The 12,489-nt window shown below is 62.6% G+C and carries 12 protein-coding genes; 6 read left to right on the top strand and 6 right to left on the bottom strand.

Annotated features, from left to right (window positions below; all coding sequences use genetic code 11):
- The first annotated feature begins 6 nt into the window (after nt 1-6).
- The gene (gene choX, locus ACOYXG_RS27265; protein ID WP_414888653.1) at nt 7-927 is read left to right on the top strand and encodes a choline ABC transporter substrate-binding protein; all 921 of its coding nucleotides are present in this window, start codon (nt 7-9) and stop codon (nt 925-927) included.
- Nucleotides 928-1,138: 211 nt separating this feature from the next.
- The gene (locus ACOYXG_RS27260) at nt 1,139-2,707 is read left to right on the top strand and encodes a SulP family inorganic anion transporter (protein WP_460355072.1); all 1,569 of its coding nucleotides are present in this window, start codon (nt 1,139-1,141) and stop codon (nt 2,705-2,707) included.
- A 90-nt stretch (nt 2,708-2,797) separates the two neighbouring features.
- Here the strand turns inward: ACOYXG_RS27260 and aroE are convergent, their stop codons facing one another.
- Entirely contained in the window at nt 2,798-3,619 is an 822-nt protein-coding gene (gene aroE, locus ACOYXG_RS27255) for a shikimate dehydrogenase (protein ID WP_098966439.1), read from the bottom strand.
- A gap of 9 nt (nt 3,620-3,628) precedes the next feature.
- On the bottom strand, nt 3,629-4,543 hold the full coding sequence (gene hemF / locus ACOYXG_RS27250) for an oxygen-dependent coproporphyrinogen oxidase (protein WP_460355069.1): 915 nt from the start codon (nt 4,541-4,543) through the stop codon (nt 3,629-3,631).
- Between the two features lie 163 nt (nt 4,544-4,706).
- Between hemF and ACOYXG_RS27245 the strand changes: the two genes are divergently transcribed.
- Nucleotides 4,707-5,684, top strand: a complete 978-nt coding sequence (locus ACOYXG_RS27245; RefSeq protein ID WP_097090219.1) for a quinone oxidoreductase family protein — start codon at nt 4,707-4,709, stop codon at nt 5,682-5,684.
- Nucleotides 5,685-5,749: 65 nt separating this feature from the next.
- Here the strand turns inward: ACOYXG_RS27245 and ACOYXG_RS27240 are convergent, their stop codons facing one another.
- The 4 genes from ACOYXG_RS27240 to ACOYXG_RS27225 form a co-directional block, all read right to left on the bottom strand.
- Entirely contained in the window at nt 5,750-6,421 is a 672-nt protein-coding gene (locus ACOYXG_RS27240; protein WP_027610269.1) for a hypothetical protein, read from the bottom strand.
- 240 nt (nt 6,422-6,661) lie between these two features.
- On the bottom strand, nt 6,662-7,219 hold the full coding sequence (locus ACOYXG_RS27235) for an L-threonylcarbamoyladenylate synthase type 1 TsaC (protein ID WP_007962683.1): 558 nt from the start codon (nt 7,217-7,219) through the stop codon (nt 6,662-6,664).
- Nucleotides 7,220-7,274: 55 nt separating this feature from the next.
- Nucleotides 7,275-8,372: a DNA-processing protein DprA gene (gene dprA, locus ACOYXG_RS27230; RefSeq protein WP_460355064.1), complete on the bottom strand. Its 1,098-nt coding sequence runs from the start codon at nt 8,370-8,372 to the stop codon at nt 7,275-7,277.
- 82 nt (nt 8,373-8,454) lie between these two features.
- Nucleotides 8,455-9,480, bottom strand: coding sequence for a LysM peptidoglycan-binding domain-containing protein (locus ACOYXG_RS27225; protein ID WP_139055031.1), 1,026 nt, complete (start codon nt 9,478-9,480; stop codon nt 8,455-8,457).
- A 159-nt stretch (nt 9,481-9,639) separates the two neighbouring features.
- On the opposite strand from ACOYXG_RS27225, the gene def reads away from it, so the two are divergent.
- From def to rsmB, 3 genes are read left to right on the top strand one after another with little or no spacing between them, the layout of a single operon-like run.
- Complete coding sequence (def, locus tag ACOYXG_RS27220; RefSeq protein ID WP_027610272.1) at nt 9,640-10,146, top strand: peptide deformylase; 507 nt, start codon at nt 9,640-9,642, stop codon at nt 10,144-10,146.
- 57 nt (nt 10,147-10,203) lie between these two features.
- Nucleotides 10,204-11,163 carry a methionyl-tRNA formyltransferase gene (gene fmt / locus ACOYXG_RS27215; protein ID WP_460355061.1) on the top strand — a complete coding sequence of 320 codons (960 nt, stop codon included), beginning with the start codon at nt 10,204-10,206 and terminating at the stop codon, nt 11,161-11,163.
- Nucleotides 11,160-12,470, top strand: a complete 1,311-nt coding sequence (rsmB, locus tag ACOYXG_RS27210; RefSeq protein ID WP_460355059.1) for a 16S rRNA (cytosine(967)-C(5))-methyltransferase RsmB — start codon at nt 11,160-11,162, stop codon at nt 12,468-12,470. The genes fmt and rsmB overlap by 4 nt, the downstream gene beginning before the upstream one ends.
- The last annotated feature ends 19 nt before the right edge of the window (nt 12,471-12,489 follow it).

Genomic DNA, 12,489 nt, shown 5'->3' with positions numbered 1-12,489 from the left:
AAGTCCATGCGCAAGTTATCCACAGCACTGACGATTGGCCTGCTGGCTCTGGCCAGCGCCTCGGCATTTGCCGAGCAAAGCTGCGAAACGGTGAAAATGGCCGACCCGGGCTGGAGCGACATCGCCGCGACCAACGCCATCACCGGGTTTCTGCTGGACGGCATGGGCTACAAGGCCAAGGTCGACACCCTCGCGGTGCCGATCACCTTCGGCGGTTTGAAGGACGGTCAGGTGGATGTGTTCCTTGGTAACTGGATGCCGGCGCAGCAAGGCTTCTACGACAAATTCGTCGCCACCGGTGACGTCACCCAACTGGCGAAGAACCTCGACGGCACCGAGTTCACCCTGGCGGTGCCCGACTACGTGTGGGATGCCGGTGTGCATAACTTTGCCGACCTGAACAAATACGCAGACAAATTCGACAAGAAGATCTACGGCATCGGCTCCGGTGCACCGGCGAACATCTCGCTGCAGGAAATCATCAAGAAGAACGACTTCGACCTCGGCCAGTGGAAGCTGATCGAATCCAGCGAACAGGCGATGCTCGCCGAAGTGTCGCGGGCAGTGAAGAAGCAGAAATTCGTCACCTTCCTCGGCTGGACCCCGCACCCGATGAACGTGCAGCTGAAGATGCATTACCTCAAGGGCGGCGAGAAGTATTTCGGCGACACCGGCAGCGTCTACACCCTGACGCGCAAAGGCTACGCCGAGGCCTGCCCGAATGTGGGCAAGTTGCTGACCAACCTGGCGTTCACCCAGGACATGGAGAACAGCATCATGGCTGAGGTGGTGAACAAGAAAGTCAGCAATGCCGATGCGGTGAAGGCGTGGATCAAGGCCAATCCGGCGGTGCTGGACAAGTGGCTGGAGGGGGTGAAGACCGTGGATGGCAAGGATGCGTTGCCTGCGGTGAAGGCCAAGCTCTGACGCTTTCTACTTGACGACAACTTACTCGTGGCGAGGGGATTTATCCCCGATCGGCTGCGCAGCAGTCGCAAAGTCTATGCACTCGGTATACCTGACTCACCGAGACCGTCGGTTTTGGGGCCGCTTCGCAGCCCATCGGGGATAAATCCCCTCACCACAGTAATTGGCGCGTCCTGATAACCTTGCATAAACCCACACACCGCGAGGACCCATGGCCCTGCCAAGTCGCCATTCACTCTTTCCCTTCCTGACCTGGCTGCCCCGGCAAACCCGCGCCAGCGTCGGCCGGGATCTGGTCGTTGGCCTGAGCGGTGCGATTCTCGCGTTGCCGCAGTCGATCGCCTACGCACTGATCGCCGGCCTGCCGCCGGAATACGGCCTCTATGCGGCGATCATCCCGGTGCTGATCGCCTGCCTGTGGGGGTCGTCGTGGCATCTGATCTGCGGCCCGACTGCAGCAATTTCGATTGTGCTCTACGCCAGTGTCAGTCCTTTGGCCGTTCCCGCATCCCAGGACTACATCACGCTGATCCTGCTGCTGAGCTTCCTGGCGGGGATTTTCCAGTGGCTGCTCGGCCTGCTGCGCTTCGGTGCACTGGTGAATTTCGTCTCGCACTCGGTGGTGCTCGGCTTCACCCTCGGCGCGGCGGTGGTGATTGCCATCGGCCAGTTGCCGAATCTGCTGGGGCTGGATCTGCCGGCGAAAGCCACGGCGCTGGCCAGTCTGATGGACCTGCTGCAACACCTGCGGGCTGTGGATAACCCATCACTGGTGTTGGGTGTGGCCACGGTGCTGGTCGGTTTTGTCCTCAGACAACTGCTGCCGCGCTGGCCGACTCTGTTGATAACGCTGGTGCTGGGCAGCGCAGTGGTGTGGTTATGGCCGGCGATGTTCGGCCACGTGCATCTGGTCAGCGCCTTTGTCGGACGCCTGCCACCGTTCAGTGCGCTGCCGCTGGATCTCGATCTGGTGCTGCGCTTGCTGCCGAGCGCGGTGGCGGTAGGCATGCTCGGTCTGGTCACTAGCCTGTCGATTGCCCGTTCGATTGCTGCACGTTCGCAGCAGTTGCTTGATGCCAACCAGGAAGTCCGCGCACAGGGCTTGTCGAATATTGTCGGGGCGTTCTTTTCCGGATCGCTCTCCGCCGGTTCGTTCACCCGCTCAGGCCTGAGTTACGAGGCGGGCGCCTGTTCGCCGCTGGCCGGGGTGTTTTCGGCGATCTGGGTCGCGCTGTTCGCGATTTTCGGCGCCGGGCTGATTTCACACATTCCGATTCCGGCGATGGCCGGGAGCATTCTACTGATCGCCTGGGGGCTGGTGGATCATCGCGGGATTCGTTCGTTGCTGCGGGTCAGCCGTGCCGAGTTCGTGGTCATGGCGCTGACCTGCCTCGCCACGCTGCTACTGGAACTGCAGACCGCGATCTATGCCGGGGTGCTGGCGTCGCTGTTCTTCTACCTCAAGCGCACTTCGCAACCGCGAGTGCAGCATTCGCGCGAAGGTGAGGAGGACGTGCTGCGGGTCGGCGGCTCGATCTTCTTCGGCGCCAGCCATTACCTGCAAGTGCGCCTGCAACGGCTGCACGGTACGCGGGTGGTGATCGAGGCGCAGCAGATCAACTTCATCGATTATTCGGGGGTGGAGATGCTGCATCAGGAGGCGCGGCGCCTGCTGCGTCAGGATCGCAGCCTGACCCTGCGCCGGGCGCGGCCGCAGGTGGTGGAGGAGTTGCGGAAGCTGGAAGGGGCGGAGAAATGCCCGATCCGGTTTGAGGATTGATCCAGGATCGGCGGTGCGGCCATTCGCGAGCAAGCCCGCTCCCACATTTGATCGCATTCCAATGTGGGAGCGGGCTTGCTCGCGAAGCTTTTAAAGGGCCAACTGGCGGCGTAGTTCCGCCAGTACCGGCGCCGTATCCGGACGCACCCCGCGCCACAGGAAAAACGCCTCGGCCGCCTGTTCAGCCAGCATCCCCAGACCATCCATCGATACCGCCGCGCCATGCTCGCTGGCCCAACGGCAGAATGCGGTCGGCTCTTTGCCGTACATCATGTCGTAGCACAGGGTCTGGCCCGGCTCGATCAGGCTCGCGGCAATCGGCGGCACGTCGCCGGTGAGGCTGGCGGAGGTGGCGTTGATGATCACGTCCACCGGCTCCTGCAACCAGTCGAAACCACTGGCCGACACCGGCCCCAGATCACAGAACAGCTCGGCCAGCAGCTCGGCCTTGTCCACCGTGCGGTTGGCGATAATCACCGATGCCGGCTTCTCCGCCAGCAACGGCTCCAGCGCGCCACGCACCGCGCCGCCAGCGCCGAGCAGCAGGATGCGTTTGCCGGTCAGGCTGAAACCGGCATTCACCGTCAGGTCGCGCACCAGACCGGCGCCGTCGGTGTTGTCGCCGAGCAGCGAACCGTCGACCAGTTTGCTCAAGGTGTTCACCGCACCAGCGCGCTGCGCGCGAGCGGTCAGGCTGTTCGCCAGGCGATAGGCCTCTTCCTTGAACGGCACCGTGACGTTGGCGCCGCGACCGTCCTGGAAGAACGCCATGGCGCAGGCACTGAAGTCGTCAAGCGGCGCCAGCAGGGTGCTGTAGTCGAGGCGCTGACCGGTCTGCTCGGCGAACAGTTTGTGAATCATCGGCGACTTGCTGTGGCCGATCGGGTTACCGAAAACGACGTAACGATCCATCAGCAGTCCTCAGGCCTGGGCCAGCCAGTCGCGGTCTTGCAGGAAGTAGTCGGTCAGGCGCGCTTCTTCGCTGCCGGGCTCGGCCTTGAAGTCATAGGCCCAGCGCACTTGCGGCGGCAACGACATGAGGATCGACTCGGTACGCCCGCCCGATTGCAGGCCGAACAGGGTGCCTCGGTCGTAGACCAGGTTGAACTCGACGTAGCGGCCACGGCGGAATTCCTGGAATTCACGCTGCTGTGCGGTGAACGCATCGTGCTTGCGGCGCTGCACGATGGGCAGGTAAGCGTCGATGTAGGCATCACCGATGGCGCGCATGAAGGCGAAACTGGTGTCGAAGTCCCACTCGTTCAGGTCATCGAAAAACAGGCCACCGATGCCACGCGGTTCATGGCGATGCTTGATGTGGAAATAGGTGTCGCACCAGGCCTTGTAACGCGGATAGACGTCCGGCCCGAAAGGCGCGCAGGCCTGTTCGGCGACGCGGTGCCAGTGGATGCAGTCTTCCTCGTTGCCGTAATACGGGGTCAGGTCGAAGCCGCCGCCGAACCACCAGACCGGCTCTTCACCTTCCTTCTCGGCGATGAAAAAGCGCACGTTGGCGTGGGACGTCGGCACATGCGGGTTGTGCGGGTGAATCACCAGCGACACGCCGAGGGCTTCGAAACCGCGCCCGGCCAGTTCCGGGCGATGGGCGCTGGCCGACGGCGGCAGGCCGCTGCCGAACACGTGGGAAAAGTTGACGCCGCCCTTTTCGATCACCATACCGTTTTCGATCACGCGGGTACGACCGCCACCACCGGCAGGCCGGGTCCAGGCGTCTTCGACGAAGCGCGTGCCGCCGTCCTCGGTTTCCAGCGCGGCACAGATGCGGTCTTGCAAATCGAGCAGATAGGCCTTTACGGCGTCGGTGCGGGTCGTCATGGCTTCACCTTGAATCGGGCATAACTACGCGGGCGCCCCGCAGGCAGGGGGCGGCGCAAATGGGCGCGTAGCATAACACCGCAAACCTGCGCGCCGCAGTTGACGAAGATCAAGCAGGGGAGTTGGATAGGGGGCTTACAAACGACCCAAGGAGAGCAGGCAGATGGCAAAGCGTATCCAGTTCCGCGCCCACGGCGGTCCCGAAGTGCTCGAGTTTGTTAACTACGAACCCGCCGCGCCCGGCCCGAATCAGGTGCGGGTGGCGAACAAGGCGATCGGCCTGAACTTCATCGACACCTATTACCGCAGCGGTCTGTATGCCCCGCCAGCCTTGCCGTCCGGCCTCGGCGCTGAAGGCGCCGGCATCGTCGATGCGGTGGGCAGCGACGTCACCCGGTTCAAGGTCGGTGATCGCGTGGCATATGGCAGCGGCCCGTTGGGCGCCTACAGCCAGTTGCACACCCTGCCCGAAGCCAATCTGGTGAAGCTGCCGGACGAAATCAGCTTCGAGACCGCAGCCGGGGTCATGCTCAAGGGCCTGACCGTGCAGTACCTGCTGCGCCAGACCTATGAGCTCAAGGGCGGCGAAACCATTCTGTTCCACGCCGCTGCCGGGGGTGTCGGTTCATTGGCCTGCCAATGGGCCAAGGCACTGGGCGTGAAGTTGATCGGCACGGTCAGCTCGAAGGAAAAAGCCGAACTGGCCAAAGCCAACGGTGCCTGGGCAACCATCGATTACAGCCACGAAAACGTGGCACAGCGCGTGCTGGAGCTGACCGATGGCAAGAAAGTCCCGGTGGTGTACGACGGCGTCGGCAAAGACACCTGGCTGACCTCGCTCGACAGTGTGTCGCCGCGTGGGCTGGTGGTGAGTTTCGGCAACGCCTCCGGTGCGGTGGACGGGGTGAATCTGGGGATTCTTTCGGCCAAGGGCTCGCTGTACGTGACCCGCCCGACCCTGGCGACCTACGCCAACAACGCCGAGAACCTGCAGCGCATGGCCGACGAGCTGTTCGAGATGATCATCAGCGGCAAGCTCAAGGTGAGCATCAGCCAGCGCTATCCACTGGCTGATGCGGCGAAGGCGCAGACCGAATTGTCGGCCCGGCGTACCACCGGCTCGACCATCCTGCTGCCCTGACAAACCTTCGACGTCTTGCCAGTCAGGGTTGCGAACCCACGGCTGGCAAGTCAGTTCGAACGCGTTCAACACCTCGGCAGATGACACTCCAACGGTTTCTGCACCACGTGGCCAACCGCCGGATCAGGCGGTTGGACCGCCGCGAGAATTTGCCGCCACTCGGCTGACAGCACCCAGTAATCGCCGCGTGCGCGCTGGTCGATATGCAGGGCATTGGAAGCGATCGGCATCAGGCCGAAGCGCTGGTAGAAGCGCAGCTGTTGCGATCTGCACAACGCGGTTACCCCGTTATAACCGCGTTTAATGGCCCACTCGGTAGCGGCCGCCAGCAGACCGTTGACCGCAATGGGCAACTGATTGGGTGTGTACGACATCAATCGACTGAATTCGACATGGCGCGACAGCGCTACTGTGGGAGAAACGTGTTGCTGCGCCAGCGATACCCACTCGAACGGTGCCGGAGTCGCTCTCAATACCGCCAACAGTTGATCGTGCCGATACAGCAGGAAATGGGTACTGCGCGACTTTATCGCCAGTCTGGTTTCGAGCATCCGCGCCCGTGAAGTCAGCATGTAATGCTGCAACCGAAGCCGAAATTGCCGATCGATAAACCGGTCGAACTCCTGAGTATCCGCCCCTGCCTCAAGCATCACGATGCGACAACCCTCATGGTGACTCTTCAACGTCACCTGAAGCGCCTGCAGGTAATCCGTGAGTTGCAAATTGGTAGTGTCCATTCTTTCTCCGCAGACCTTAACTTATCGAAGTGTTTCGAGTGCAGGGAAAGGATGGTTGCTTTTACCGATTCCGCCACACCAGAAAGTCTGATAATCAAGTGGGAAAAGCCAATGAATCCGGGGACTTGGCGACTTTTCCGACAGGGAAACCGGCGTCATTGCAGGATAAATCGCAGGCGCGCGTAGTCCTCCTCACCATCAAGGCGAGGAAGACTCACGGTAAAGGTTTTCGACGCAGGATCAGTCGGGACGAATGACCTTGCCGGTTGCCAGATCGCGAATCACGCTGGGGTTCTTGCGCCCACCCAGTTGACCGCCAAGAATCAGGTCGATCTGCCCACGGAAATACTGCTCGACGCGCAACCGCGTGCGCGCCGCCGGCCGCCCCTGCGGGTTGGCCGAGGTGGAAATCAGCGGCCCGACCATCGAGCACAGATCCCGCACCTGCGGGTGATCGCTGACCCGCAGCGCCACCGTGTCATGCACGCCCGTCACCCATTCCGGCAACAGGTTCTGATGCGGCACCAGCCAGGTGTTCGGCCCCGGCCAGGTGCTGGCCATGCGGTCGATCCACTCCTGCGGGAAGTCTTCGAACAGGAAGTCGAATTGGCGGATGTTGTCGGCGACCAGGATCAGGCCCTTGTCCACCGAACGGTTCTTGATCGCCAACAGACGATCCACTGCCTCTTCGTTCCACGGGTCGCAACCCAGCCCCCAGACGGCTTCGGTTGGATAGGCAATCACCGCCCCGGCGCGAATCTCTCGTGCGGCTTGTTGCACACGCCAACTGTTGACCATGAAAAAACTCTCCGAAAACAGGTTTTGCGCAGTTTACCGATCTTCCCTGTAAAACCTAGCGTGTCCTCGCCAGCCAGCGACCGTTTTCACACACTGCGCGGCCGTCCATTTCCAGCTCGGTGAGCGCCGCGAGGACTTTGGGCAACGCCCAGCCGCTGCTCTCGACCAAGGCTTCGCTGGTGTGCGGCGCGGCGTGCAGCAGATCAAGCAAGGGATGCGCGGAATCCGGCGGGTCTGTGGATAACGGCAAATGCTGCCAGCCGCGCAGGGCTTCGAGAATGTGTTCGATGGTTTCCACCAGCACCGCGCCGTCGCGGATCAACTGATGGCAGCCGCGCGCACCGGGGTGATGGATCGAACCGGGAATCGCATACACCTCGCGGCCCTGTTCCGCCGCCAGCCGAGCGGTGATCAGTGAACCGCTGGCGACACTCGCCTCGACCACCAGCACGCCGAGAGACAAACCGCTGATGATCCGGTTGCGCCTGGGGAAGTTGCTCGCCGTCGGCCCGGCGTCCAGTGGAAACTCAGAAACCACTGCGCTGCCCGAGGCAATCATCGCGTCGGCCAGTCGACGATTGCGCTGTGGATAAAACTTTTCCAGGCCGGTGCCGAGTACGCCGACGGTTTGCCCGCCGACATCCAGAGCCGCTTGATGCGCAGCCGCATCGATACCCAGCGCCAAGCCACTGGTGATGACGAAACCGGCCCCGGCGAGGCTGCGGGAAAACGCGGCGGCGGTGTCCATTCCCGGACGTGAAGCACTGCGACTGCCGACCATCGCCAGTTGCGGTTTTTCCAGAATCAGCGGATCTCCGGCGACGAACAACAGCGGGGGCGGGTCAGGGATCTGCGCCAGCAGCGCCGGATAATCCGCCTGGTCCAACATCAATAGATGCTGGCCGGGCCGCTCTAGCCAGCGCAATGCATGGCTGGCGCCGTCGCGCACTTGCGGGCTGCGCCGAGCCTCGGCCGACGCCGCCGGCAACCCCAGCGCACGCCAGGCACTGGCCGGCGCGCTCAGGGCTTTTGACGCCGAGCCGAAGGCTTCAAGCAGTTTGGCAAAACGTTTCGGACCGATATCCGGCAGGCGGTGCAGGCGCAAACGCGCTTCCAGTTCCGCAGGGGAAACCGGCGTACAGGCAGACAGCATCGTGGATCATCCTTGATCGTTATAAGTCCCGAACCATTCGGAACAAGCTGTGGATAACTCTGTTGGTAACTTGTGAAGCCAGCTAAGGATTTCGCACCTTGTCGAGCACCGCCAGCGAGCGCGATGCGTTGAGTACGAGGCCGTAACTGAGCTTGTCGTAGGTGCGGAACACCATCAGCAGACCGGCCCGTTCATCGGGAATTTTCAGCGGCTGGCCGGTGACCCGGTCGCGCACGGTTTCCCCGGTTTTCATCACCACCAGCACATTGCCTTCGGCCAGACCGTCGCGCTTGCCTTTGTTCAGGGTGACCACGTCCATCACGCCGATCTGCGTGACGCCGCGCGGCACGTCGATGATCAGGCCGTTGATGTTGGTGCTCGGGGCGCTGGGCATGAAAGTCGAATTGATCGAGCGCTCTTCGCCGCTGAACAGACGATCGCCCAAACGTACTTCCTGGGTGGTGCGTTGCAGGGCGAGGGTGGCGACGTCGCCTTCGGTGGCGACGATTTCACCGCCACCGATATCGTCGGCGTTGATCCCGAGAAACTCCTTGGTCTGCGGGTCGGTGTAGACCTTGCCCTGGCGGAAGATGCCGTACACCGGTTGATTCGGATCGAAGTGGCCCCGGGCGAAGATCCGGTCGCCAGTGCCACTCAACACGCGCTCGGCATCGCCGGCGACGATATACGGCGCCTTGTCGAAGTCCTCGACCTTGTCGACGATGCGGTTGCTCAGCAGGAAACTGTTGATTGATTTCAGCGGAATGCTGGGTATCGCCTCGGCCACCGGGCTGGTGCGGATGCGCGGCGACAGCTTGATGGTGCCCCGTGACTCGCCGCGATTGAGGGTCAGCTGCGGCTGGCCGTTGACGTAACGGAGCGTCAGCGTGTCGCCGGGGTAGATCAGGTTGGGGTTTTCAATTTGCGGATTGGCCCGCCACAGCTGTGGCCATTGCCAGGGCTCGCGCAGGTATTTGCCGGAAATGTCCCAGAGGGTGTCTCCCGAAACCACCGTGTATTGCTGTGGAAAACCATCCCTGAGTTGCACTTGCCCTTGCGCAGCCGCGGCCGAAGCCAGAAGCAGCAGGGCGAGTAGTGTTTTCCTCATGCAGCGAATCCCTTTATCATGTGCGTTCGCGTGAACCGTCAGAGCCCCCGTGGCTCGCTACTGCAAATTGCATTAGCTACGCTTCACAACGGTAGCCTGCATCTTCGGACCTGCCAGGCCATCGACCCGACTTTACTCAATACGTGCAGCAATCAGCCTATGGCCATTTTAAACATCCTCGAATTTCCGGACCCGCGTCTGCGTACTATCGCCAAGCCAGTGGCTGTAGTGGACGACGAAGTGCGTCAGTTGGTCGATGACATGTTTGAAACAATGTATGAAGCGCCGGGCATCGGCCTCGCCGCGACCCAGGTCAACGTGCACAAACGTATCGTCGTGATGGACCTTTCCGAAGACCGCACCGAACCCCGGGTGTTCATCAACCCCGAGTTCGAATCGCTGACTGACGAGATGGATCAGTACCAGGAAGGCTGCCTCTCGGTGCCGGGCTTCTACGAAAACGTCGACCGCCCGCAGAAGGTCAAAATCAAAGCGCTGGACCGCGACGGCCAGCCTTACGAACTGATCGCCGAAGGCCTGCTCGCGGTGTGCATCCAGCACGAATGCGACCACCTCAACGGCAAGTTGTTCGTCGATTACCTGTCCACGCTCAAACGCGACCGGATCAAGAAGAAACTGGAAAAGCTGCATCGCCAGAACGCTTGATGCCCTCCTTCAAAGGCTTGCTGCGGCAAGCCTTTTTCTTTTTATGAGATTCCCTTCATGACTGAGCCATTGCGCATCGTTTTTGCCGGCACCCCGGAATTCGCCGCCGAACACCTCAAGGCCCTGCTGAACAGCCCTTACGAGATCGTTGCGGTCTACACCCAACCGGATCGTCCGGCCGGTCGCGGGCAAAAACTGATGCCGAGCCCGGTCAAACAGTTGGCCCTGGAAAATAATATCCAGGTGTTGCAGCCGCCGACCCTGCGCAACGCAGATGCTCAAGCCGAGCTCGCCGCGCTGAAACCGGACTTGCTGGTGGTGGTCGCCTACGGCCTGATCCTGCCGCAAGCGGTGCTGGATATTCCGCGTCTGGGCTGCATCAACAGCCACGCCTCGCTGTTGCCGCGCTGGCGCGGTGCGGCGCCGATCCAGCGCGCCGTGGAACACGGTGATGCCGAAAGCGGCGTGACCGTGATGCGCATGGAAGCCGGCCTCGACACCGGGCCGATGCTGCTCAAGGTCGTGACCCCGATCAGCGCCGACGACACGGGCGGCACGCTGCACGACCGCCTCGCCGAAATGGGTCCGCCCGCCGTGGTCCAGGCGATTGCCGGCCTGGCCGCCGGAACCCTCGAAGGCGAAGTGCAGAACGATGAGCTCGCCACCTACGCCCACAAACTGAACAAGGATGAAGCGCGCCTCGCCTGGCGCCGTCCGGCGGTTGAACTTGAGCGTCTGGTACGCGCCTTCAATCCCTGGCCGATTACCCACAGCACCCTCAACGGTGAAGCGCTGAAGGTATTGGCCGCGACACTGGCTGACGGCAAAGGCGCACCGGGAGAAATCCTCAGCGCCAGCAAGGACGGCCTGATCGTCGCCTGCGGTGAACAGGCGCTGTGCCTGACCCGCCTGCAACTGCCCGGCGGCAAGGCGCTGAACTTCAGCGACCTGTTCAACAGCCGCCGCGAGAAATTTGCCGTTGGCACCGTGCTCGGCGCCGTGGTGGACGCGCAATGAACCCGCGTCTGGCTGCCGCCAAGGCACTCGCCGCCGTGCTCAGCGGCAAGGCTTCGCTGAACAGCTCCCTGCCGGCGCAACTGGACAAGGTCGAGGACCGTGATCGCGGTTTCACCCAGGATCTGGCGTTCGGCACCGCGCGCTGGCAGCCACGGCTGTCGGCGCTGGCGGAAAAACTTTTGCAGAAACCGTTCAAAACTGCCGACGCCGATGTCGAGGCGCTGCTGCTGGTCGGTCTCTATCAATTGCTCTACACCCGCGTGCCGCCGCACGCGGCCATCGGCGAAACCGTCGGTTGCGCCGACAAGCTGAAAAAGCCGTGGGCCAAGGGTCTGCTCAACGCCGTGCTGCGCAATGCCCAGCGCGAAAGCGAGACGATTTTTGCCGAGCTGGAGCGCGATCCGGTGGTACGCACCGCCCACCCACGCTGGCTGCAAAAATCCCTGAAAGCCTTCTGGCCGGAGCAATGGGAAGCGATCTGCGCGGCAAATAACGCGCACCCGCCGATGATCCTGCGGGTCAACCGCCGCTATCACAGCCGCGACGCCTACCTCGGCTTGCTCAGCGAGGCCGGCATCGCTGCCACGCCGTGTGTTTACAGCCGCGACGGCATCGTCCTTGAAGCCGCCACCGACGTGCGCAGCCTGCCGGGTTTTGCCGAAGGCTGGATCAGCGTGCAGGACGAAGCGGCGCAACTGGCCGCCGATCTGCTCGATCTGGCCCCGGGCCAACGGGTGCTCGACGCCTGCTGCGCCCCCGGCGGCAAGACCTGCCACATCCTAGAAGCCGAACCGGCGCTGGCCGGCGTGGTGGCGGTGGATCTGGAAGCCAAGCGGCTGGTGCGGGTGAAGGAGAACCTTGAGCGGCTGGGGCTGAGCGCCGAACTGATCGCTGCCGACGGCCGCGATACCGCCGCGTGGTGGGACGGCAAACCGTTCCAGCGCATCCTGCTCGACGCGCCATGCTCGGCCACCGGCGTGATCCGCCGCCACCCGGACATCAAGCTGACCCGTCAGCCGGACGACATCGTTGCCCTCGCGCAACTGCAAGGCGAACTGCTCGACGCCCTGTGGAAAACCCTCGAAGTCGGCGGCATCCTGCTCTACGCCACTTGCTCGACCTTGCCGACCGAGAACACCGAAGTCATCGCCGCGTTCCTTGAGCGCACGCCCGGTGCCCGCGAACTCGACCTGGCCACCACGGCCGGGATCAAACAGCCCCATGGTCGCCAATTGCTGGCCCAGCAGGGAGGGCATGACGGGTTCTACTACGCCAAGCTGATCAAGATCGCTGCCGCGCGCGGCTAAACGGATTCAACGGAGTGAC

The sequence above is a fragment of the Pseudomonas sp. G3-39 genome, from assembly GCF_054790485.1.
Note: the sequence above shows the minus strand (reverse complement) of the source record. Positions and strands in the feature narration are given on the sequence as shown.